The sequence below is a fragment of the Mesorhizobium sp. L-2-11 genome, from assembly GCF_016756595.1.
GTDB lineage: Bacteria > Pseudomonadota > Alphaproteobacteria > Rhizobiales > Rhizobiaceae > Mesorhizobium.
This window is the reverse complement of sequence record NZ_AP023257.1, coordinates 4,785,760-4,808,511: the sequence shown is the minus strand read 5'-3', so window position 1 is coordinate 4,808,511 and position 22,752 is coordinate 4,785,760. Positions and strand designations below refer to the sequence as shown.

The window sequence follows — 22,752 nt, the reverse complement described above, 5'->3', positions numbered from 1 at the left end:
TTTTTCCACGAGGAGTACGACCGATGGCTTTTGAATTGCCCGCCTTGCCCTATGACTACGAGGCATTGCAGCCTTACATGTCGAAGGAGACGCTGGAGTATCACCACGACAAGCACCACAAGGCCTATGTCGACAACGGCAACAAGCTGGCTGCCGAAGCCGGGCTCGGCGATTTGTCGGTCGAAGAGATTGTGAAACAATCCTTCGGCAAGAACCCCGGGCTCTTCAACAATGCCGGCCAGCACTACAATCACATCCATTTCTGGAAGTGGATGAAGAAGGGCGGCGGCGGCAACAAATTGCCGGGCGCGCTGCAAAAGGCATTCGACAGCGATCTTGGCGGCTACGACAAGTTCAAGGCCGACTTCATCGCCGCCGGAACCACCCAGTTCGGTTCGGGCTGGGCCTGGGTTTCGGTCAAGGACGGCAAGCTGGCGATCTCGAAGACGCCGAACGGCGAGAACCCGCTGGTCCATGGCGCGACCCCAATCCTGGGCGTCGATGTCTGGGAGCACTCCTATTATATCGACTATCGCAACGCCCGGCCGAAATATCTCGAAGCCTTCGTCGACAGTCTCATCAACTGGGACCATGTCCTTGAGCTCTACGAAAAGGCGTAGGCCTGACTGAATTGCAGAAAAGCCCCGGCAAAACCGGGGCTTTTCTTTTCTCTGTGTACCAAAGGATCGGCCACCCTTTTCCAGCACAGAACGACCGTCGCGAAAATTCACACAAGCGTGAGGCGAATTTCCGGAATTTTCAAGCCACCTTTGCCGTTATCGATCAGTCGGACCTTCACCCGAAACATCTTCACCATGGAGCCAGTTGAATGAGAAAGCTTATCCTCGCCATCTCGATGCTCGCCTTCGCCGGTTCGGCGGCGGTTGCCGATCCAATCCAGGAGCGGCAGGCCATTATGAAGGAACGTGGAAAGATCGCCGGCCAATTGTCGAAAGTCGTCAAGGGCGAGACCCCTTACGATGCAGCGGCCGTGCTGGCGGCGTTGAAGGCGCTGCAGGCCAACGCCGAGAAATTCCACGCAAACGTCGATACTCTTTTCCCGGCTGGCAGCGACACCGGCGACACCACCGCCGCCCCCAAAATCTGGCAGGATTTGGCCGGCTTCAAGGCGGTGGAGGAAAAATATCTCGCCAACGTCAAGGCTGCGGCGGCCGCCGCTCCTGCCGACGTCGATGCCTTGAAGGCGGGGTTCAACACCATAGGCGGCGATTGTGGCACCTGCCACCAGACATACAGGATCAAGAAGGGCTGATAGCGGGCGATGCGCCTGCTGAAAAAACTCGTCGGCGTCGCCCTTGTTTTGGGCGCCGCCGGCGCGGTTGCCGGCTGGTTCCTGTCGGCGCCGGTCAGGCTCGACAGCGAAACCCTGGCGCAGCTCGGCCCCGGCGATGCCGCCAGGGGCAAGCGCATTTTTTATGCCGGCGGCTGCACGTCCTGTCATGCGAAGCCAGGCGCGCAAGGCGATGCCCGTCTTCAACTGGCCGGCGGTCTCGAACTCAAGACGCCGTTCGGCATCTTCGTGCCACCGAACATCTCTCAGGATGCCACGGACGGCATCGGCGGCTGGTCGGTCGAAGATCTCGCCAACGCCATGCTGAAGGGCGTGTCGCCGAGTGACGAGCACTTCTATCCGGCGTTTCCCTATGCTTCCTACGCACGCATGAAGCCGGCCGACATTGCCGATCTCCATGCCTTCCTGAAAACGCTTCCGGCGGTCGCCGGCAAGTCGCCGCCCAATTCGCTGGGATTCCCGTTCAATATCCGTCGCGGCATCGGCCTGTGGAAACGTCTCTATTTGAGTGACCAGCCGGTGGTCTCCTTCCCCGATGGCACGCCGGATCCGGTGATGGCCGGCCGTTACCTTGTCGAAGGGCCCGGCCATTGCGGCGAATGCCACACGCCGCGCGATTTTGCTGGCGGCACCAGGAAGAGCGAGTGGCTGGCGGGGGCCGCGGCTGCCGAAGGCAGCGGCATCGTGCCGAACATCACTTCGGGTGAAGGCGGGCTCAGTGACTGGTCGGAGGCCGAGATAGCCTACTTTCTGGAAACCGGCTTCACCCCGGATTTCGATTCCGTCGGTGGCGCCATGGTCGACGTGCAGAGAAACATGGCCGAACTGACGCCCGAGGACCGGGCGGCGATATCAGCCTATCTCAAGGCCATACCGCCGCATCCCAGTGGCTATCCGGCGCGCAAGCAGCCAGCGAACTGATTCCGGGGACCGGACGGGATCGCGGCGCATCAGCGGTCGCCGAGGAAATCGAAGCCGGTTTCGAAGAAATGATTGTAGTTGCAGGTCATTTCCTCGCCGGGCGCGATGTCGCGCAATGCATATGTCTCCTCGGGCGAGGCGACGTCGCAATTGGGATCGTCGGCGTGGTTCATGAAGCGGGCGTCGTCGGCTTCGAAGACGACGAAGTTTGGATCGCGCCGATCGGGATAGGAATAGCGATCGAGATAGGCTCTAACCGGCCCAGTTTCGCGCTCATAGACCTCGACAGGGATGCGCCGGTCGTATTTGGGATCGAGCTTCCAGACCAGTGTGCCGCGGGGAATGTGGTTCTTGGCAAAGACACCGATGCCTTGGATGGGCGATTTGTCGAGATAAACGTCGACGAGCAACATGGCGGACCCTTGGCGTGACTGGATGATTTTGGTTGGCGCGGCTGCGAAAAGCCGCGCATTGGGTAGCGCTCGGCTATTGCAATTGCGAGCGGAAAATCGACCAGGCCTGACCCGAAATCGGAATCGATTTCCCGCTGGTGGGGACGGTGCGCAAGATCACGCTCCTACAGCGCCGTTTGTGCGTCCAAAAGGGTCGGCGGCGCTGTGGTGGCAAGATCGGCCTTGCCCGCCACCTTCAGCGCAAACGCATAAATGAAGGCGATTTCCTCGAGCCTGGAAAACCGGCCGGATGCGCCGGCATGACCGGAGTCCATATTTATCTTGAACAGCACCGGATTGTCGCCGATCTTGCGGTCGCGCAGCCGCGCCACCCACTTGGCCGGCTCCCAATAGGTGACACGCGGGTCGGTGAGGCCGGCAAGCGCCAGGATCGGCGGATAGTCGAGCGCGGCGACATTGTCATAGGGCGAGTAGGCGGCGATCGTTCGGTAGTCCTCCTCCGAAACGATCGGGTTGCCCCATTCCGGCCATTCCGGCGGCGTCAGCGGCAAGGTCGCGTCGAGCATGGTGGTGAGCACGTCGACGAACGGAACCTCGGCGACGATACCGCCGAAGCATTCCGGCGCCATATTCGCGACGGCGCCCATCAGCAGGCCGCCGGCCGAGCCGCCCTGTGCGACGATGCGGTCATGTTGCGTATAGCGTTCGGCGACGAGGTGGTGGGCGACTGCGATGAAATCGGTGAACGTGTTCATTTTGTGCGCCCGCTTGCCGTCGTCGTACCAGCCATAGCCCTTGTCCTTGCCGCCGCGGGCATGGGCAATCGCGTAGACGAAGCCGCGGTCGACCAGCGATAGCAAATTGGTGTTAAAGGCGGCCGGGACCGTGATGCCGTAGGAGCCGTAGCCGTAAAGCAGGCAAGGCGCTGATCCGTCGAGCGGCGTGTCGCGATGGTGAATGAGCGAGATCGGCACCAGTTCGCCGTCGGCTGCAGGCGCCATCAGCCGCCGCGTCACGTAATGGTCCGGGTCGTGACCGGACGGAACTTCCTGGGTCTTCAGCAGCACGCGCTCGCGGGTCCGCATGTTGTAGTCGAAGACCTGCGCCGGTGTTGTCATGGACGAGTAGGAAAATCGCATGATCTCGGTATCGTATTCATAGGATCCCGACAGGCCGAGCGAGAAGGCTTCCTCGTCGAAGGAGATGAGGTGTTCCTCGCCGCTGTTGCGGTCATGCACGACGATGCGCGGCAGGCCTTCCTTGCGCTCAAGCCTGGCCATGTGGTCCTTGAAGCCGATCACCGAAAGGATCAGCCGGCCCGCTTCGTGCGGCACCAGCTCCTGCCAATTGGCGCGCACCGGGTCGCTCGCCGGCGCAGTCATGATCTTGAAATCCTTGGCGCCGTCGGCGTTGGTGAGAATGAAGAAGACATCGCCGCCTTCTTCGAGGTCGTATTGCAGGCCGGTCTCGCGCGAAGCAACCAGCTTCGGTTCGGCGAACGGCTCGCTGGCGCTCATGATGCGATATTCCGAGGTCTCGTGGTCGTTGATGCCAACCATGATCCACTCGTTGGAGCGTGTGCCGCCGACATTCATGAAGAAGCCTGGATCGGTTTCTTCGTAGATCAGCCGGTCGTTCTCAGGACTGTCGCCAAGGGCATGAAACAGCACCTTGGAAGGACGGTGGTTGGGATCGAGGCGGGTGTAGAAAAATCCGTCATTTCCGGCATCCCACACGCCGCCGCCACCGGTATCCGGAATCCTGTCCGCCAGATCGTTGCCGTCGGCGAGATCGCGGACGCGAAGCGTGTAGAATTCGGAACCCTTGTCGTCGAAGGCCCACAGAAGCTTGCGGTGTTCGGTCGAATGGTCGACACCGCCAAGGCGGAAATAGGCCTTGCCTTCGGCCTCGAGATCGCCGTCGAGCAGGATCTCCTGGTCGCCGCCGTCGCGCGGCGTGCGGAAATAACGCGGCTGCTCGCCGCCAAGCTTGAAAGATGACCCATAGGCGTACGGCCCATCCTTCATCGGCACGGACGAATCATCCTCCTTGATGCGGCCCTTCATCTCCTTGAAAAGCTGCTTCCGCACCTGGGCGGTGTCGGCCACGAGCGCTGCCTGATAGGCGTTCTCGGCTTCGAGATGGGCGCGGATCTGCGTGTCGAGCAGCGACGGATCCCTGAACATCTCTTGCCAATTGTCGGCTCTCAGCCAGGCATAGTCGTCCGTTCGGGTCACTCCATGATGCACATCGAAGACCGGTCGCTTCTCTGCTTGCGGCGGGCTGACAGTCGGAAATGCTGCGGTTCGGGTCATTGTCTCTCGCTGTGAAAGTTATTTTGAATGGGGAATGAACACGCCGTCAGCGCAGGTTCAAGAGCCGGAATGTACGTTTGCGCCGGGCTGCGCCGAATTCTGGCGTGCTTGCAAACAGCAAATCGCAACCTATGGTTTCGCGGATTCTGAAAACAACCAGATAGCCTGCGCCACAACCAAGCATAGCCAAGCATTGAGATTTTTTTTACTGGCTCTCATGGATGTAACGGCACCTTGACCTCGCGTCCGCCGCTGCTGGTCTGGCCAGAAAATATCGCAAAGTTACAGAGTGCACGAAAGGTTGAAGCTGATCGTCGAATAATTTATTGCCGTCGATGAATACAGCGCAAGAAGCGAATTGACTTACTTGGTTTAGTGGCTCATTAGGATGTTGCGACGCGAATCGCAGAGGCTCTTTCCTGCAAAAATTTCGCGCGATGCCCGACCTATCAAAAATAGGGCGCAGGTAGAAACAACTCACGTTGGGGCCAGGATGCCATGGATATTATCGAAACACCTTCCAGAAATAGTGATGCGCTGATCGAATTGACGGCCGACGTCGTAGCCGCCTATGTCAGCAACAATCCAGTGCCGGTCGGCGAGCTGCCCAGCCTCATCGCCGATGTCCATGCCGCCCTCGGGCGCGTGGGCGGGGCCAGTGAACAGCCTCCTGCCGACAAGCAGAAGCCGGCAGTAAACCCGAAACGCTCCGTCCATGACGACTACATCGTCTGTCTTGAAGACGGCAAGAAGTTCAAGTCGCTGAAGCGTCACTTGATGACCCACTACGGTCTGACGCCCGACGAGTATCGTGAAAAATGGGGCCTGGACGCAAGCTACCCGATGGTTGCTCCCAACTATGCTGCCGCCCGCTCACAGCTCGCCAAGAAGATGGGTCTCGGCCGCAAGCGCAAGGGGCGCTGATACCGGCTCTTCTCCCAACCTGGGTTAGACGATCAACGGCGCCTCCGGGCGCCGTTTGATGTTGGGGCGATGCTGGAGCAATCGATATGCGTTGCGATATCTGCGGCTCCGGCCATGTCGGGCCATCGCGCTGTTCGTCTGATCAGGCGGTCTGCTTCAAGGCCGCCTCGGCGTCGCGCTTGATGCGCTTGACCATGGAACGAAGACCATTGGCGCGTTGCGGCGATAGGTGCTCGTCGAGGCCAAGTGCCTTCAGCGTCGCTTCCGCGTCGGTTTTCTGGATCTCGCTGGCGGGTCGTCTCGAAAACAGCGCGAGCATGATAGCGACGAGGCCGCGCACTATATGCGCGTCCGAATCACCGGCGAAGGTGACGACTGGGTCGGGCCCCGGTCCATATTCGGTGGTCAGCCAGACCTGGCTGACGCAGCCGGGCACCTTGTTGGCAGGGTTGCGTGCCTCATCGGGAAATGGCGGCAGGGCCTCGCCCAGTTCGATCACATAGCGATAGCGGTCTTCCCACTCGTCAAGCAGGGAGAAGTCGTCGCGGATCGTTTGGATCGTCGTGGTCATAGCCCCGGATATAATCATCCGGCGACGCCGCGTCACGGAAAAAGAGGAAAAACACCATAGGCGTCAGAGCGCGCACGGCCTGCGGTGCTGTGACAGATGCGCTGAAAGATATCTCAGTTTTTCGCCGGCAAGTGGACTTTCGCCGGCAGGACGAAATCTTCGGGCACGCTGCCGGTCGTTGTCGCCGTGTCGGGTTCGGCGGTCTTGTCGTCCAACATGGCAGCTGCGATCTTGGCTGTCTCCTTGGCCCGGGCGCTGATCGTGTGCATTGCGGACTTGCCGGTTTCGCAGACGTCGGGCTTGCGCTCGCATATGCCGGCAATATCGCCGACGGCTTCGCGTGCCGCAAACAACGCCTGGATCGGCCCGACGCTTTGGTGGCCTGTCTCGTCTGAGCCGACATTCAGCGGCAGCGCCAGAAGCACCAGCGAAAACCAGAAAGCCATTCTGATCAGAAAGCCCATCTGTATGCCCTCATTCATGACCGGATCATGCGTTCGTGCGGCATGACCTCTTTATGGATACGATAGTGGCATGGACACGCAAAGGACGGCTTGCCCGGTCAGCGAAAATTTTCCTCAAATTTTTGGCAAATTCGAAACGAAGCATTTTGCAATGGATTTGTCTCAAATCCAGCCGATTTTCTTCACTTAAGGTTAACCATCTATCCGACTGTTTTCCTTATGTATTTTCCAGAAATTCGGCTTGCCGGAGGCGATTGTCAGAGGCGGAAGGGCGGTCCGCCCGGATAACGTTGCATTTACTATGGCCACAATTGCCAAGGTTTGGCGGCGCCGGCCCTCCCAATATCTGCCTCAGGCCGGGCATTGATCGGTCCTGCCTTATCCATTCCTTAAACGCTGGATGAGAGTTTCAGATCAGCAAAAGCAAGCTGCGAAGCAGGGCTGTTCACGACCAGGTGCGAGTGCGTTGAGTTGAGTTCGATAAGGGCCAGATACGTTGAGTTGCCCGGCGCGATGGCAGCCGGTTGCGAACGTATGGTTCATCCGTCGATCCTCGGACACAACGACCGCCGATGCCAGAGGCGGTTTATCGGTGTCATGCTGGCCGCCCCGTTTTTTGCCGCAGGCGCAGCAGTCACGCTGGTCACCTCGGGCATGGGCGTAACCGTGACCATGGCTGCGATCTTTGCGACGTTCGGCCTCTGCTGGTTTGCTGCCTTGCTGGTAGCCGCTTCGGGCAAGATGGCGTTCGCCGGCCAGGTCGCCCTGGTGATGGGCAGTCTTGCTCTTGCCGGTATCATTGCCGCGGCGGGCGGGATGGCCTCGCCGGTCGCCATGCTTGTCGTGGCGCTGCCGTTCGAAGCCTGGTGGATCGGCGCGTCTCGTCGCGCTGCGCTCTGGGGCGCCGTATCCGCATGTGTCGCTGTCCTGCTGCAGGCTTTTGCCGGTTCTGTCTTCCCGTTCGGCCCGGCGGTAACAGCCGCTTGGCATTGGCTGCTGCCGCTGGCCTGGGCGCTCACCCTCGTTCCCCGCGTCGCAGCGCCTGGCAGCCCGGCCGGCGCGCAGCTTGATCAGGCGACCGACGATCGGCTCGAGAACATCATCGACGCCGTTGTCCTGCGGGCCGGCAGGCATGGCGAGGTTCTGGATGCGTCGGCAAAGGCGCGCACGATCCTGAAGCTGCAGCCGGAGCTGCTGTTCGGTACCGGCCTGTTCGATCGTATCCATCTGTCCGATCGCGTTGCATACCTCAGCGCGCTGGCCGACATGCGCGATGGCGCGCCGGCGCGCCGGCTCGATCTTCGCGTCCGGCTGCCGCAAAACGGCAATGGCCCGACGGCGGACAATTACCGGCCGTTTTCGCTTGAATTGGCGCGCGGGGAAGAGCAGCAGGACGTCCTCACGTTCGTCCTGCGCGAAAACGACGAACTCGCCGGCTTGCGCGAAGAGCTTGCCGCTGCGAAAGAGGCGGCCGCGTCTGCCGAAGTGGCAAAGGGACGGTTTCTGGCGGTCGTCAGCCACGAGCTGCGCACGCCGTTGAACGCCATCATCGGTTTTTCCGACATGCTGCTGCATGAGATGTTCGGCACCTTCAGGGATCCGCGCCAGAAGGAATATGTCGGCCTGGTCAAGGAGTCCGGCCAGCATTTGCTTGCCGTCGTCACCTCGATACTCGACGTGTCCAGGATCGAAGCCGGCGCCTACGCAACCGAGCCGGAACCATTCCGTTTCGTGGAAGCGGTCGAAATGTGCCAGTCGATGATGAGCTTGCAGGCCGAGGCAAAGAACATCGATCTACAGGCCCAGATCGCACCGGATGCAGGCGAGATAAACGCCGACCGTCGTGCCGTGCAGCAGATACTCATCAACCTCGTCTCCAACGCCATCAAGTTCACGCCCGATGGCGGCGATGTCGTCGTCGGCGCCAAGCGGATCGGCTCGCGACTGCATTTCTGGGTCAGCGACACCGGCATCGGCATTGCCGAGGAAGACTTTGCCAATCTCGGCAAGCCGTTCATGCAGATCCAGAACGACTATACCCGCCGCTTCGAGGGCACCGGGCTCGGCCTGTCGCTGGTGAAGGGTCTGGTGGCGCTGCACGAGGGCACGATGTCGATCGAAAGCATGCCGGGGGAGGGCACCACGGTCACGATCAGTCTGCCGGTGAACGGACCGAAAGGACGTTCGAACGACAAGCCCGGCGTACTGCCGATGCCTGCGGCCAAGGCGGAGACGAAAGGGGACAGGCATGGCTCGCTCCGCAAAACAGCCTAAGGCGGTCAAGCGCCGCGGCAATGCCTTCCAACGCAGCGCGGTCGCCCTCGGCAGCCAGATTTCACGCAATCCGGTTCTGGTTGGCGGTTCGACCGCCTTCCTGGTGACGCTGTTCTACGTCTCGGCGAACGCTTTGTGGTATCAGCCTTTTCCTCATGCCGGCGCGTTTTTTGCGACCAGGAGCATCGAGGGCTTTGCTCGAGCCGGCGCCGACGAGCCTGAAACCACCATCAACATCGTGCGGCCGGACCCGGCCCCGATCAAGAGTGATCCGATGGTCGAGCAGGTCCAGGGCATATTGAAGGATCTCGATTTCTATTCCGGCACCGTCGACGGCATTTCCGGCCCCAACACGCGTAAGGCCATCCAGGCCTATCAGCAGAAGGTCGGGCTCAACGCTTCCGGCGAGATCGACGGTGTTCTGCTCGATCAACTTGGCGCCACGCCAACCGCCTCGACGGTCGTGCCGCATCCGGCACCCCGTCCGGACGACACGGCCGCGATTCCCGTTTCCGCTTCGGCGCCGGCAGATGCGCCGGCGCAGGCACCCGACGCCCGCATCATCAAAATCCAGGCCGGGTTGAAGGCATTCGGCAATGACGACATGCAGCTCGATGGCGTGGTCGGGGCCCGCACCAAGGCAGCGATCAAGGAGTTCCAGTCGCTGTTTGGTCTGCCTGAGACCGGCGAGCCCGACGAGGTCGTCTACGTCAAGATGCGCGAGATCGGCCTGACCAACTGATGGTCGCAGGGCGGTTTTGGTTTCACCAAGACGCAAAGCGTTCTAAGTACCGTCCGATGTCGTCCAGAATCCTGCCATGCGCGTAACCACCGATCTGTGGGTGTCGGCCCTGTTGCGCCGGGTTTTCGGCGCCGGCGGCTTTGCCGCCGTGGTCAAGCGCGGCGCAACCGAGGCCGGCGCCGTCTTCGTGCTGGCGCGTGGCCGCATGGGCGAGATTGCCTTGTTTGGCCCGGCGCCGCAGACGAGTTACGATTCAGCCAAACCCGACGATCGTTTCTTCAGTCTGCTCGGCGCCGGCGAAGACGCCGCCGTCTTTGACGCGCGACTGGAAAGGGAGAAGAAATTCGATCCCGACATCTGGGTGGTCGAGATCGAGGCCGGCTCTGTTCCCGTCGAGGAGCTTATTTCCGTCAAGTCGCAATAGCGATATGCATGAAAGACAAAGGCTTAGAGCGTTCACTTGAATCTCTTTTCAGGCGCGACGCGCCTTAATGCATGTCGCGCAAAAGCCACGCCCTCGGGCCTGACCCGAGGGTGTGCAGCGGTTTTGCGATAAGGCCGGGTCAAACGCGACGCGCTTTAGAGCGGGATGAGATTACCTGCGGTCATAGCCTGAGTTTGCGAAGTAATTTGAGCACTCGAGCGGTGTGACGCGGTTGAGAATCTGGCCGATGGCGTTGCAGACCGTTTCAACGGTGCGCTTTGCGGCCTTTCGCAGCCAGTGCTTGAGCTTGGCGAAGAGCTGTTCGATCGGATTGAGGTCAGGCGAGTATTTCGGCAGGAAGAAGAGCCTCGCGCCGGCCTTTCGGATGGCGCGACGCACGGCCTTGCCTTTGTGGCTGCCGAGATTGTCCATCACAACGATGTCGCCCGGCTGGAGAGTGGGCACGAGAACCTTCTCGACATAGAGGAGGAACCTCTCGCCGTTGATCGGCCCGTCGATGAGCCAGGGCGCTTCGACGCGATCATGACGCAGCGCAGCCAGAAAGGTCATTGTCTTCCAGTGGCCATTGGGAACTTTGGCCTTGATCCGCTGTCCGACCGGTGCCCAACCCCTGAGCGGGGCCATGTTGGTCTTGGTCCAGGTCTCGTCGATGAACACCAGGCGGGCGGGGTCGATCCGGTCCTGATACAGAACCCATTGCCTCCGTCGGCGCGCAACATCGGGACGATCTTGCTCGGCGGCGATCAGCGTCTTTTTTTGTGAGACAGCTTCTCGGCGTGCACGAACTCCCACACCGAGCGGTAGTCAACCTTCAGGCCACGCTCGCCAAGTTCGGCCACAAGCCCGCGCAAGGTGAAGTCCTTCTCCCGGCAGCGCTCGACAAGCCAGTCGCGCCACGCTCCCGATATCTTCTTCGGCTTGTAGCCGCCCACTTGGCGGGGCGCCACGCTCCCCGTCTGTTCCACCCGCTTCAGCCACTCGATCGCCGCGCTGTAGCTGACGCCAAATCGAGCAGCCGCCGCGCGCCGCGAAAGCCCTTCAACCTTGACCGCCGCAACAACCCGTTCGCGCAGGTCCATTGAATATCCAACCATCAATGCTGGCCTCCTGCCCAGCAGCAAGGTTGAATCAGATCATCGCTGATTTGGGAATCCCACGACTCCCATAAATCTCATCCCGCTCTAGGGCTGGCGGCAGTATTGTCGCTGTCCGCTTTGCGGCTGTCGGCGTTTGCCGCGATCGGTCCGGCATTGCGAATGGCCTTCGACAGTGTCTCGGCTTTCCAGCCGCGTAGCCTGTCCAGCGCTGCGTCGCGATGCAGCAGCCGATAGCGGTCGAGAAAGATGCGGATGGCCTGCGGATGCGAAAACTCTGCGGGATAGACGGCCACGGTGATCAGGAACGCCCGCTCTTCACCGAGATCGAGCGCGCGCAGGGCGGCCAGCAGCGACGTGTAGTGCTGGTTCGCGGTGAGCGACCGCGCCGTTGAAAAATCGATCTCGAGCGCGTCGGCCAGTGCTGTCTGGAAGAATGCGGCATTGCCGGTCAGCGCCGTCTCGCGCAGTTTGACGTAGGTGTTAACGCCGGCGAACGGATTGATGGTCGCGCCGCCGCTCTCGGCATCACGCATCATCGACCGCAGCCGGCGCCGTGCATTCTCGGCGGCGGCGCCGGGCACCTGCTGGCTGCCATCGGCGACGACTTCGGCGCTTTCGGGCACCGTCTTGGCGTTCGCCTCCGGCTGCCGCACGCTCACCAGCGTCGGCTTTTCAAGCGCCCTGATCAGGTGGGCGATGGTCGGGTTCAGATCCTTGCGGCGCGCAATGGCGCGCGCATGCGGCAGGCCATGACGCCCGATCAGCGCGATGAGGTCGATATCGCTGAGCGCGCGCGAGCGGATGAGCAGCGGCGCGGCAACCTCGACCGGCTCCTCGCAAAGCCGCCGGACCAGCGCAGCAGGCGCATATTCGCATTCGGAAAGGGCGGCGGCGACGTAGCGGCGCGATTCGACCGACACATCGGCGAAAAGCGGAAGCGTCAGATCCTCAAGTTGCGCGATCTCCCGGCGCGAAGGGCGGGTCAGCGAACAGAACGCCGACACCGTGGCGCGGAACAGCCTTTCGGCCTTTCCCGATTCAGCCCGTATAGCGATTTGCCTGAAATCCGCAGATGACACGAAGGATACGCCTGACACTCGACACAATCTGGACCATGCTCGACCGGGACTGTGTCGGTTTCGCATTTGCCTCGGGTCAGGACTTGCCGACCCTGGAACAAAGATCAAATTAGCGGAGATCCGTTAGCGTTCCGTTAACCTACTGGCTCCTTAATCAGATTGGAGGCGTTGCGTTGTGCTCCGGGGCAACCGAGAGGAATGCACGAACCATGGGCATGGTACTGTCTTTCGTGCCGCGAACGGCGGCAACCAATCGAGCAGAACGAAAGGGAACGCCGGCGGCGGTGATCATTTTCCCCGGCGTCCGCTACGAGCAACCGCAACTGACGGGCGAGACGCGGCCAGGCGCTGGTCCGGACAAGCCGGGCTCGTCAAGGACGGTGCCGGGGACGTTGCCTGTTCCGCATCATTAAAGCGCGTCGCGGCTGAATGGATTGGCCGCGCCCTGTTGGGCGCGCAAAGGATGCTCTATCCGCTTGAATTAGCGCCGCGGCGGCTCGCAAGGCATGGGCCGGAACCGGCGGCATATTTCGGTTGACGTCAGTAATCCTGCAGCTCGCAGGAACTCTGCTCGAGAAACCGCGACACTGTCGGCTTCCAGCTGTCGTCGGGCACGAAGGAGCGGATGACGAACATGCCTTCGTCGATGGGCGCTTCGACGAAGATTGCCCCTTGCAATTCCTCCGGCAGATCCTTGCGGATCTCGATCATCTGCGCCGGTGTCAGTACGATACTGTCCAGCACCCTTCCGGTCGCGCTGTGGTCGTTGAAGGAGTAGATGTTATGGCCGCTGCGGTCATAGACCGATACGGACCAGAACGGGACGTTTCCCGGTGCCTTCACCCGAACCATCCCATCGGACAGATCGAAGCGGCAAGCCGCAGCATAAAACAGCGGATCGACGGATTTCACCACTGGCGTACCGCCGGCCTCAGCGTCCAGCCTGGTCATCCGATAAAGGTTGGAGGCCATGGCCAGCCGCGACCAGGCATTGCCTTCGGAAAATTCCGGGACGAGCAGCAGCACGATGATGTGTACGATGCCGGCGCCAAGCAGGCCGATCAGGATCGCGTGCAGCAGCCTACGCATTGCAGCCGACCTTCACGATCTGCGGCAGCGTGACATCCGAAAGGCCCGTGCTGCTGGCGATCGGCGTGTCGTAGAATGTCAGCACGAGATACATCCGGCCGAAGCCGTCGGAAAGCAGCCAGTTGCCCGGCGCGGGGCGGTTGCTGACGGAAATAAGCACGGAATTGTCGGGCTGGCGCAGCACCTGGTAGGACTGAAGTGCCGCAAGCCTTGGCTTGCCGGTCTCGACCACGCTGAGCGACCGATCGGCGGCATAGAGGGTCCAGAACCGAGCCGTGGGAAATCCGCCTTCTATTTCATAGGCGCATTGGCGTTTCAACAGTTCGCCGTCGGAATCGCGTTCGGCGACAAACGACAGGCCTTCTGCCTGCCCGAGTGCAAGGACACCCTCGCGCGCCACGCGGGCTTTCGAGTAAGGATCCGCAGCCTGCGTGCCGATATCGGGAAACGCCGTCCATTGGCCGATCCTGATCGCGCCAATGCCATCCTGCGTCTTGAGAGCGTACCAGACGCTGCCGCCGCCGCCGCCGATGGCTATGGCAAGCGCGAAGAGCGTCAGGAATGCGTTTTTGAGCATGGAGAGCCGCGGGCAAGAGGAGTGCCGCCCGGGGATATCGCGGGGCAGGGGGCCATGGCAAGCGGACCTCTGTGGAATTGCGGCCGAGCGATGGCCTGGCCCGTCGTGCCGGCATCAAAGCGCCGACAGGGTCTCCGGCGTCGCAGGCGCCTGGAGGACGGGCGCCGACTGGAACAGCCTTGTGATGTCCCTGAGCGCCCGCGTCGTCTGGCTGGACAGCACCGGCGGGCGCTCGGCAGCGGTGTCGGCCGCTGCCTGCTCGGCATTCTTCTTTTCCGCTTCCTCGGCCTTGGCGGCGATCTCTTCGTCGACGAAGGGATGATCGAGGCCGGGGATCGGCTTGAGGTCGATATTCTGGTGCGCATAGACCATCAGCCGCTGCCAAACCATCGCCGGCAGCGAGCCGCCGGTCATGTTGTTGGTCGGGGTGAAGTCGTCATTGCCGAGCCACACGGCAGCCGTGTAGTTGCCTGTGAATCCGACATACCAGGCGTCGCGGTAAGACTGGGTTGTGCCGGTCTTGCCGGCCGAAACGATATTGGGAAGGGCAGCGCGCCGCGCCGTGCCCATCACCGGCACCGCCGCCAGCATGGTGTTCATGGATTTCAGCGCCTGTTCCGAGAGCACACGGCGCGGCGGCGGCGCATCCTTGGCGAAATCGTAAACCACCTCGCCGGTACGGGTGACGAGTTGGGTGATGCCATGCCGGGAGCCGACGAAGCCGTTCTGGGCAAACACGCTATAGCCTGTCGCCTGGTCCATCACGGTCATGCCCGATGTGCCGAGCACCATCGTCTTGTGCGATTCGAGCGGCGATTCGACGCCCATGGCTTCCGCCATCGCCTTGATCGGCTTGATGCCGAGATGATTCTTGGCCAGCCGCACCGGCACGGTGTTGACCGATTTGGCCATCGCCGTGATCAGCGTGACCTTGCCGGCCCGTCCGTCATTGTAATTGTGCGGCGACCAGGCACCCCAGGAGATCGGCGCGCCGGAAACGACGGAGTCCGGCGTGAAGCCGTGCTCCATCGCCGTTGCGTATACGTAAGGTTTAAACGATGAGCCGCTCTGGCGCAGCGCCTTGGTGGCGCGGTTGAACTGGCTGGCGCCGTAGTCGCGGCCGCCGACGATCGCCCTGACTGCGCCATTGGTTTCGATGACGACCATGGCGCCTTCGGTGACGTTGTATTCCTTGCCGAACTGGCGGAGATGGAACTCCATCGATTCTTCCGCCGCCTTCTGGATGTTGGCGTCGAAAGTGGTGTGGGCGACCAGCGAATGCTGGCCGGACTTCGCGGCGATCTTCTTGACCTCTTCGAATGCCCAGTCGAGGTAGTAGTCCGGGCTCTTCTGCTCGCCGCGGTCGACGATTTCAGCCGGATTCAGCCGCGCCTGCAGCACCTGACCCTCGCTCATGAAGCCGCCTTCGACGAGATTCGACAGCACCACATTGGCCCGCGCCCTGGCAGCAGGCAGGTTGATGTGCGGCGCGTATTTGGTCGGTGCCTTGAACAGGCCGGCCAGCATCGCCGCTTCGGCGAGGTTCACATCCTTGACGCTTTTGCCGAAATAGAAATCGGCGGCCGCTTCGATGCCGAACGTGCCGCCGCCCATATAGACGCGGTCGAGATAGAGCTGCAGGATCTCCTTCTTCGACAGATTGGCTTCGAGCCACAGCGCCAGGAAGGCTTCCTTGACCTTCCGCTCCAACGTCCGTTCATTGGTCAGGAACAGGTTCTTGGCCAGCTGCTGGGTGATGCTCGAGCCGCCCTGCACCACGGAATTCGCCCGCACATTCGCGAAGATCGCGCGCGAAAGACCGAGCGCATCGATGCCGTAGTGATCGAAGAAACGCCGATCCTCGGTGGCCAGCACTGCCTTGATGACCTGGTCGGGCATCTCGTCGACCGGCACCGAATCGCGCTGGATGATACCGCGCTGGCCGATCTCATTGCCATAGCGGTCGAGGAAGGTGATGGCGAAATCGCCCTGGGCGCGCCAGTCGCCGGCGGTTTCCTGGAAGGCCGGCAAGGCGAGCGCCAGCATGACGACGATGCCGCCGGCGCCGAGCGTGAAGCCCTCACTCAACAGTTCGATGATGCCGCGGCGCCAGCCGGAGACGCGGAAGCGCCGGAAAAAAATGGTGGCCGCTTCCCAGAACCGGCGCGCCTTGAAGCCGATCTCGTAGAGCGAGGAATCGAACCACGCATCCGCCGCCAGCAGTCTTGCGGCAATCGGACCCCTCTTCCTGCGTGTTTTCAAAGGACTGGTCATTCCAAGATCCGGCTGCGGCTACGCCTCCCACTGAGAAGCGGCACTCCTACCAGACTATTTGTCCATTTTGGCCTCGCTCACAAGGGTGAGGGGAGCTTTCGCGGTACAGTTTGTTGATACCAGGGTAGGACATGCCACCTCCGCCACCTCGCACCCGCCTACCGCGCCGCGATAAAGCGCATGAAACGCGCCACGTCGCCATCGCTTGGCTCCTGGCCGGTGAAACTGCACGGAAGAGGGTGGCGCAGCACCGGTCTCGTGAGGATCAGTGCAGTCCCTGCACGAAGGTGGCCGCCGTGAGCCCTGGCCGTATTCCGCACCGCGGATGCTGTGCCCTGCCGCTTCGCTTGTTGCAGTCGGTGCCGCATTGAGCTCTGTGCGAATGAATCTAGTATTATTTCACGATGTCATTTCAAGCATTTGTTCAATCAAAAACATTCTGAAAATTGGTTTTTCCGTCCCGAGTTCCTATTTTAGGTGAGAAACTAATTTTCAACACCTCAGCGAAAAGGAGATTTTATCGATGGCGGAACCCAATCAGAATATCATGGAAAAAGCTGAGGCGCGCTTCATGGAGAAGCAGAAGAAAACCGCCGAGCGAAACCAGGCTACCGCCGAATATATTTCCGAGGCCAAGGCCAGGACCATCAAGACCGAAAAGTTGCGGGCGCTGCGGCTGGCCAAGGAAGAGGCCGACCGTGCGGCGGAAGCCCTCAATCCCGTCGCTCCCAAGAAAAAGCGGGCGGCAGGCAAGAAAGCGGGGGCCGCTTGACGGCATCAAGCCATGAGCCTGACATTTCCAAACCTAAGCCGAAGCTATGACGAGGCGAGCCGGCGGATCCGCTTCGTCGGCTATGATGGCATGTGCCAGATCTCTTTCTTTGTCCATGCCGACGCCATCTCGACGGCGCCGCCGGGGACGGCGACAGCCGAAGCCGCATATCTCGCCGCCTTCGATTCGGCCGTCGGTCCCATACATGACGTCGCAAGGAACGCTTATGCCCGTACCGGCAAGAGCATGTATGTGCTGACCGCAGCCGATTTTCGATGAATACCGACTGTCCGCGCGATCGCGGCCTTGGAAATCCCGGGATCTGGCGGCAGAATTTCAACGCGGCTACGCTGCACGGAAATCGATGTCGGATGAAGGCCTGTTCAGCCGCGACGGGCGAGGGAGAAAACAATGGCCGCGCCGGCTGCCGCGTTGCAGAAGGCCTTGTTCCAAGCACTGGACGCTGACGGTTCCCTGTCGGCGGCATTGGGCGGCGCAAAACTATTCGACCATGCCCCGGACAATATCCCGTTTCCCTATGTGACGTTCGGCCGGACCAGCGTCTATGACGAGGTAACAGGCAGGGAGAATGACGCCGAGCAGCTTTTCACTCTGCATTTCTGGTCGAAATCCGAGGCCAGGAAAGAAGTGCTCGACGTGATGGACATGGTCAGCGCCCGCCTCCAGCATGCGCCGCTGGCGCTCGACGAGCATCACCGCGTCAATCTCAGGCTCGAATTCAGCGAGGTCCGTTACGACGAGGATCTGTCAGCCTGTCACGGGCTGCTGCGTTTTCGTGCCGTAACGGAAGAAAACGCCTGACGCGCTTTCAATATGGCTGCAACCCAGTCTAGACTGGCTTGGATTTGCCGGGTTGGGGCGGCGAAATCACAAGGCTGGTTGTGTCGCATTTCAGGGGGTGAGACAGGCTGTGTTGCAGGCATTCGATGTTCATTTCACGTTCAGCACCGATGCGTTAGGACGCTGATCATGAAAACATTTCGCTCCCACTTCCCAACCGCGACACTTGCGCTCTGCGCTGCCGGTCTGTTTGCGTCGCAGGCGACGGCGCTGCCGGTCGTCGTGCCCGAGCACAACCGGCCGATCGTCCTGGCTTCCTCCGACTGCTACGCGATCGGTCAGCAGGTCGCCGAGCAGAATGGCGGCACGCTGGCCAAGGCGTCGCAGTCGACGCGAGGTGGCCAGCCGGTCTGTGTCATCGTCGTGCTGGTTCCGGGCAAGGATGGGCAGCGTCCACGCCGCACGGAGATCGTCATTCCGCTGAACTGATGCCTGCCGTATCCCAGGCGCTGGAATCGGCCTATATCTGAAGTCCAGCGCCTCAACAGGCCGATTCCTCAACTGGTATTGTCCCCGCATGCGCGTACTCGTCGTCGAAGATGACAAGGATCTGAACCGGCAGATATCCGACGCGCTTGTCGATGCCGGCTATGTTGTCGACCGGGCCTTCGACGGTGAGGAAGGGCATTTCCTCGGCGACACCGAGCCCTATGACGCCGTGGTGCTCGACATCGGCTTGCCGCAGATGGACGGCATCAGCGTGGTCGAACGCTGGCGGCGCGGTGGCCGCAAGATGCCGGTCCTGATTCTGACGGCGCGCGATCGCTGGAGCGACAAGGTATCCGGCATCGATGCCGGCGCCGACGATTATGTCACCAAGCCGTTCCACATCGAAGAGGTGCTGGCCAGGGTCAGAGCACTCATCCGACGCGCGGCCGGCCATGCGTCGTCCGAGCTGACCTGCGGGCCGCTGCGGCTCGACACCAAAGCCTCCAAGGCCGATGTCGACGGCGTGCCGTTGAAGCTGACGTCGCACGAATTTCGCCTGCTTGCCTATTTGATGCACCATATGGGCAAGGTCGTGTCCCGAACCGAGTTGGTCGAGCACCTTTACGATCAGGATTTCGACCGCGATTCCAACACAATCGAGGTCTTTGTCGGGCGGCTTCGCAAGAAGATGGGCATCGACATGATAGAAACCGTTCGCGGCATGGGGTATCGAATGCGTGAGCCGGAGGCGTAAGGCGGAACCGCAAAAAAAAACTGCAAGGACGCCGCTTTCGCTGCGGTTCGGGCCGCGTTCGCTGGCGTTCCGGGTGATCGCCTTTTCCACGGTCTGGGCGATACTCACCCTGATTGTCATCTTCACGCTGATCACGACCCTTTATCGCCAGGCGAGCGAGCGCGGTTTCGACAGCCTGCTGTCGGCGCATCTGTTCAATCTGATCGGCTCGGTCGGCGTGTCCGAAGGCGGTTCGCTGACCGGCGCTCCCGACCTGGGCGACCTTCGGTTCTCGGAGCCGAATTCCGGCTGGTACTGGTCGGTGGAGCCTGCGTCGGAAGGCGTGAGCGGTGAGTTGCACTCCTCCTCGATGACCGAGGCGATCCTGTCGCCAAGCGTCGCCGAGGTTCCTTTCAACGCCAGCTTCCAGCGCAGCTATGCGACAGAAGGCATCGATGGCGAGGAACTGGAAGTGTTCGAGAGCGAATTCGTTCTCGACGCGAAAAATCGCGCAGCGCGCTTCCGCGTCATGGGCAACAAGACCGAGCTCGAGCAGGAGATAAGCGCCTTCCAGCGTCGCCTGCTGACCTATCTTTCGCTGTTCGGCGTCGGCATGATCGCCATCAACGCCATTGCCATCCTGCTGGGCCTGCAGCCATTGCGCCGGGTCAGGGACGCTCTCGCCATGGTGCGCGAAGGAACCGCGCAAAAGCTCGACGGTCGCTTCCCTGCCGAGATCGAGCCGCTCGCCGACGAGACCAACGCGTTGATCGAAAACAACAAGCGTATCGTCGAGCGCTCGCGGACGCAGGTCGGCAATCTCGCCCATTCGCTGAAGACGCCGCTGGCGGTGCTGATCAACGAGGGGCGGGCGCTCGGCGGCGCCAAGGGCCAGCTCATAGCCGAACAGGCCGCCTCGATGCAGAAGCAGGTTGACCACTATCTGCAGCGCGCCCGCGTCGCGGCGCAACGCGACAGCGTCGTCTATCGCACGCCGGTGGCGCCGCTGGTCGAGCGCATGGTGCGCGTGCTGCAAAAACTCAATCCGCAGACCGCTCTCTCACTTTCGCTGCCGGCAGTCGATATCGTCTTTGCCGGCGAACGCGAGGATCTGGAAGAATTGCTTGGCAATTTGCTCGACAACGCCATGAAATGGGCAAAGAGCGCGGTCGCGGTGACGGTGGCGCCAATCTCCGGCAAGAGGACTGGCTCCGGCAAGATGACTGGCTCCGGCAAGATGACTGGCTCCGGCAAGGAGGGTGCTGTCAATCTGTTCGAGATCAGCATCGAGGATGACGGGCCGGGCATTCCAGAAGACAAGGCACGCGAGGCGCTGAAGCGCGGACGGCGTCTCGACGAGACTAGGCCGGGCACCGGGCTTGGACTTGCCATTGTCGCCGACCTCGTCAACGAATACGGAGGCGTTCTGGCTCTGGAACGGTCCAGCATGGGCGGGTTGAAGGCGGTGGTTCGATTGCGGAGCCTTCACTAGGCCTATGCTTTTTGCTGGGCCAGGTCGACATTGATCAACGGTGCGTGATATTGCGGCAAGTCGACTGGTCCCGGAGCCGTCGGCCGCGGCCAAACTTCCGACAAACATCGACACTATGGCCACGCCGACTTCCCCCGATGGCGCGGCCCCCCGCATTAACTCAAGAGACCGGTTGTTGGCATGAAGATTCGCGTCGCGCTCGTTTCCGCACTGCTGGCCGTTTCCGGCTGTACGACGCTGGGCACGAGCCCGGGTCCCACGGTGGCGCCGCAGCCGGCCGCAACGCCGCCAAGTGGCGGCAAGATCGCGACGACGGTCATTTCCGCCATGGGCGGCGGCCTCGTCAGCGGATCGATCGGTACCGGCTTGAGCGATCCCGAAAAGCGCAAGGCGCTGGAGGCGGAATACAGGGCGCTCGAGTACACGGCGAGCAGCCATAAAGTGACGTGGAAGAGCGATCGGTCGGCGCATTACGGTGAAGTGGTGCCCGCCCAGCCCTATCGTGTCGGCTCGCAGGACTGCCGACAATACACCCATACGGTGTTTACCGGCGCCGCCGGCGCCACCGCGCGCGGAACCGCTTGCCGCAACGCCGATGGCAGCTGGACGCCGTTGACGTAACGACCGGCCGGGGCCTGACCCGAGGGTGTGCAGCGGTCTTGCGATGACGACATGCATGAAAACAATTATCTAAGTGCGTAGCATTACGTCGGTCGAACGCGACGCGCTTTGGGTCCGGTCGACAACGATCAAGGACATGCGACGCATCTGCCGTCAAAGCGTCGCAGGACGCCTGTGTTGGCAGGGCAGGGCTCTGCCGGTATTGGAAGAAGCATGCTGTTCTGGGTCATAGCCGCCATTCTCACGCTGGGTGCAAGCCTGGCGGTTCTGCTGCCGCTGGCCGGCGGCCCGAAGGGGGGTTCGGCGAGCAGCGATCATGACCTTGAAGTCTATCGCGACCAGTTGTCCGAGCTTGACCGCGACGTGGCGCGTGGCCTGATCCAGCCGGCGGAGGCCGAAGAGGCGCGTGCGGAGATCGCCCGCCGCATCCTTCGCCTGGACAATGCCGCCGACAAGGCAGCGGCGCGGCAACCATCGATGGCGACCAGGCTGGTTGCGACGGCTGCGGTCCTGGCGGTTCCGCTGGTCAGTTGGGGCTTGTACAGCCAACTCGGCTCGCCCGATCTGCCGTCGCAGCCGCTCAGCGAGCGACTGGCCAAGAATCCCGCCGACAGTTCGGTCGACGAGCTGGTGGCACGCGCCGAGGCCCACCTTGCCGCCAACCCGTCCGATGGCAGGGGTTGGGATGTTTTGGCGCCAATCTATCTGCGCATGCAGCGGTTTTCCGATGCGGTGACGGCGTACCGCAACGCCATTCGCCTCGACGGCGACAGCGCAGCCCGCCAGGCCGGCCTCGGCGACGCGATCGCCAGCGCAGCGGGCGGCATTGTCTCGGCCGACGCTCAGGCCGCCTTCGAGGCGGCGCTGAAGCTCGATCCGGCAAATCCGAAGGCCAGCTTTTATCTGGCGATGGGCATGGCGCAGGAAGGCCGCATTGCGGAGGCGACGGCTGGCTGGCAGAAAATGCTTGCGGCCTTGCCGCAGGACTCGCCCTGGCGCGGCGCCGTCGAGCAGGCACTGGCCGAATCCGCCAGGCGCAGCGTCGCTTCGGGAGTGCCTGCAAAAGGCCCGAACCCCGGGGATGTCGACGCCGCCTCGTCGATGTCGCCGCAGGATAGGGAAGCGATGATCAACACCATGGTTGCGGGGCTTGATGAAAAACTGCGGCAAAACCCGCGCGATGCGGAAGGATGGATGCAGCTTATTCGTTCCTATGTCGTGCTGGGCAAGGCCGATCAGGCGCGCGACGCGCTCAATCGCGGTATCGCCGTTTTTGGCTCCGATAGTGACGAAGCGAAGAAATTCACCGCCTTTGCCGCCTCGCTTGGCCTGACGGCGACGGAGTAA

At 61.7% G+C, this 22,752-nt stretch carries 25 protein-coding genes; 16 read left to right on the top strand and 9 right to left on the bottom strand.

Annotated elements, in window-relative coordinates; genetic code table 11:
- Positions 1-23 precede the first annotated feature (23 nt).
- The 3 genes from JG739_RS23135 to JG739_RS23125 all read left to right on the top strand — a co-directional run bounded on the left by JG739_RS23135 (position 24) and on the right by JG739_RS23125 (position 2,233).
- Complete coding sequence (locus tag JG739_RS23135; RefSeq protein WP_202363537.1) at positions 24-620, top strand: superoxide dismutase; 597 nt, start codon at positions 24-26, stop codon at positions 618-620.
- 209 nt (positions 621-829) lie between these two features.
- Positions 830-1,273, top strand: coding sequence for a c-type cytochrome (locus tag JG739_RS23130; protein ID WP_202363536.1), 444 nt, complete (start codon positions 830-832; stop codon positions 1,271-1,273).
- A gap of 9 nt (positions 1,274-1,282) precedes the next feature.
- Positions 1,283-2,233, top strand: coding sequence for a cytochrome c (locus JG739_RS23125; RefSeq protein ID WP_202363535.1), 951 nt, complete (start codon positions 1,283-1,285; stop codon positions 2,231-2,233).
- Positions 2,234-2,262: 29 nt separating this feature from the next.
- Here JG739_RS23125 and JG739_RS23120 read toward each other — a convergent pair whose 3' ends face one another.
- On the bottom strand, positions 2,263-2,646 hold the full coding sequence (locus JG739_RS23120; RefSeq protein WP_202363534.1) for an SET domain-containing protein: 384 nt from the start codon (positions 2,644-2,646) through the stop codon (positions 2,263-2,265).
- Positions 2,647-2,810: 164 nt separating this feature from the next.
- Positions 2,811-4,961, bottom strand: coding sequence for a S9 family peptidase (locus tag JG739_RS23115; RefSeq protein ID WP_202363533.1), 2,151 nt, complete (start codon positions 4,959-4,961; stop codon positions 2,811-2,813).
- A 34-nt stretch (positions 4,962-4,995) separates the two neighbouring features.
- Between JG739_RS23115 and JG739_RS23110 the strand changes: the two genes are divergently transcribed.
- Both JG739_RS23110 and JG739_RS23105 read left to right on the top strand, forming a co-directional pair.
- Entirely contained in the window at positions 4,996-5,199 is a 204-nt protein-coding gene (locus tag JG739_RS23110; protein ID WP_202363532.1) for a hypothetical protein, read from the top strand.
- Between the two features lie 260 nt (positions 5,200-5,459).
- Positions 5,460-5,885: a MucR family transcriptional regulator gene (locus JG739_RS23105; protein WP_023800837.1), complete on the top strand. Its 426-nt coding sequence runs from the start codon at positions 5,460-5,462 to the stop codon at positions 5,883-5,885.
- Positions 5,886-6,027: 142 nt separating this feature from the next.
- Here the strand turns inward: JG739_RS23105 and JG739_RS23100 are convergent, their stop codons facing one another.
- A complete protein-coding gene (locus JG739_RS23100) occupies positions 6,028-6,456 on the bottom strand; it encodes a SufE family protein (protein WP_202363531.1) in 429 nt (142 codons plus the stop codon).
- Positions 6,457-6,569: 113 nt separating this feature from the next.
- The gene (locus JG739_RS23095) at positions 6,570-6,920 is read right to left on the bottom strand and encodes a DUF5330 domain-containing protein (RefSeq protein ID WP_202367590.1); all 351 of its coding nucleotides are present in this window, start codon (positions 6,918-6,920) and stop codon (positions 6,570-6,572) included.
- Positions 6,921-7,454: 534 nt separating this feature from the next.
- On the opposite strand from JG739_RS23095, the gene JG739_RS23090 reads away from it, so the two are divergent.
- From JG739_RS23090 to JG739_RS23080, 3 genes are all read left to right on the top strand, one after another.
- Positions 7,455-9,194, top strand: a complete 1,740-nt coding sequence (locus JG739_RS23090) for an ATP-binding protein (RefSeq protein WP_202363530.1) — start codon at positions 7,455-7,457, stop codon at positions 9,192-9,194.
- Positions 9,169-9,936: a peptidoglycan-binding domain-containing protein gene (locus tag JG739_RS23085; RefSeq protein ID WP_202363529.1), complete on the top strand. Its 768-nt coding sequence runs from the start codon at positions 9,169-9,171 to the stop codon at positions 9,934-9,936. The genes JG739_RS23090 and JG739_RS23085 overlap by 26 nt, the downstream gene beginning before the upstream one ends.
- A gap of 76 nt (positions 9,937-10,012) precedes the next feature.
- Complete coding sequence (locus JG739_RS23080; protein ID WP_202363528.1) at positions 10,013-10,360, top strand: DUF1491 family protein; 348 nt, start codon at positions 10,013-10,015, stop codon at positions 10,358-10,360.
- 171 nt (positions 10,361-10,531) lie between these two features.
- On the opposite strand, the gene JG739_RS23075 is transcribed toward JG739_RS23080, so the two are convergent.
- The 5 genes from JG739_RS23075 to JG739_RS23055 all read right to left on the bottom strand — a co-directional run bounded on the left by JG739_RS23075 (position 10,532) and on the right by JG739_RS23055 (position 16,497).
- A protein-coding gene (locus JG739_RS23075) for an IS630 family transposase (protein ID WP_446720497.1) occupies positions 10,532-11,475 on the bottom strand; the annotation gives its coding sequence in 2 pieces (ribosomal slippage) (positions 10,532-11,139 and positions 11,139-11,475; 945 coding nt in all).
- Between the two features lie 77 nt (positions 11,476-11,552).
- Complete coding sequence (locus JG739_RS23070; protein WP_202363527.1) at positions 11,553-12,557, bottom strand: hypothetical protein; 1,005 nt, start codon at positions 12,555-12,557, stop codon at positions 11,553-11,555.
- A gap of 540 nt (positions 12,558-13,097) precedes the next feature.
- Positions 13,098-13,646 carry a DUF1254 domain-containing protein gene (locus JG739_RS23065; RefSeq protein ID WP_202363526.1) on the bottom strand — a complete coding sequence of 183 codons (549 nt, stop codon included), beginning with the start codon at positions 13,644-13,646 and terminating at the stop codon, positions 13,098-13,100.
- Positions 13,639-14,223 carry a DUF1214 domain-containing protein gene (locus JG739_RS23060; protein ID WP_202363525.1) on the bottom strand — a complete coding sequence of 195 codons (585 nt, stop codon included), beginning with the start codon at positions 14,221-14,223 and terminating at the stop codon, positions 13,639-13,641. The genes JG739_RS23065 and JG739_RS23060 overlap by 8 nt, the downstream gene beginning before the upstream one ends.
- 114 nt (positions 14,224-14,337) lie before the next feature.
- Positions 14,338-16,497 (bottom strand): transglycosylase domain-containing protein, encoded by a 2,160-nt coding sequence (locus tag JG739_RS23055; protein ID WP_202363524.1) that lies wholly within the window; start codon positions 16,495-16,497, stop codon positions 14,338-14,340.
- Positions 16,498-17,020: 523 nt separating this feature from the next.
- Here JG739_RS23055 and JG739_RS23050 point away from each other — a divergent pair.
- The 8 genes from JG739_RS23050 to ccmI all read left to right on the top strand — a co-directional run bounded on the left by JG739_RS23050 (position 17,021) and on the right by ccmI (position 22,752).
- Entirely contained in the window at positions 17,021-17,269 is a 249-nt protein-coding gene (locus tag JG739_RS23050) for a hypothetical protein (RefSeq protein ID WP_023800824.1), read from the top strand.
- A 12-nt stretch (positions 17,270-17,281) separates the two neighbouring features.
- Positions 17,282-17,548 (top strand): DUF1488 family protein, encoded by a 267-nt coding sequence (locus JG739_RS23045; RefSeq protein WP_202363523.1) that lies wholly within the window; start codon positions 17,282-17,284, stop codon positions 17,546-17,548.
- Positions 17,549-17,680: 132 nt separating this feature from the next.
- Positions 17,681-18,091: a DUF3168 domain-containing protein gene (locus JG739_RS23040; protein WP_202363522.1), complete on the top strand. Its 411-nt coding sequence runs from the start codon at positions 17,681-17,683 to the stop codon at positions 18,089-18,091.
- Between the two features lie 168 nt (positions 18,092-18,259).
- Entirely contained in the window at positions 18,260-18,559 is a 300-nt protein-coding gene (locus JG739_RS23035; RefSeq protein ID WP_202363521.1) for a hypothetical protein, read from the top strand.
- Positions 18,560-18,647: 88 nt separating this feature from the next.
- The gene (locus JG739_RS23030) at positions 18,648-19,313 is read left to right on the top strand and encodes a response regulator transcription factor (RefSeq protein ID WP_202363520.1); all 666 of its coding nucleotides are present in this window, start codon (positions 18,648-18,650) and stop codon (positions 19,311-19,313) included.
- Positions 19,297-20,784, top strand: coding sequence for an ATP-binding protein (locus JG739_RS23025; protein WP_202363519.1), 1,488 nt, complete (start codon positions 19,297-19,299; stop codon positions 20,782-20,784). The genes JG739_RS23030 and JG739_RS23025 overlap by 17 nt, the downstream gene beginning before the upstream one ends.
- A 180-nt stretch (positions 20,785-20,964) precedes the next feature.
- Positions 20,965-21,405, top strand: coding sequence for a hypothetical protein (locus tag JG739_RS23020; protein ID WP_202363518.1), 441 nt, complete (start codon positions 20,965-20,967; stop codon positions 21,403-21,405).
- A gap of 213 nt (positions 21,406-21,618) precedes the next feature.
- The gene (gene ccmI, locus JG739_RS23015) at positions 21,619-22,752 is read left to right on the top strand and encodes a c-type cytochrome biogenesis protein CcmI (RefSeq protein ID WP_202363517.1); all 1,134 of its coding nucleotides are present in this window, start codon (positions 21,619-21,621) and stop codon (positions 22,750-22,752) included.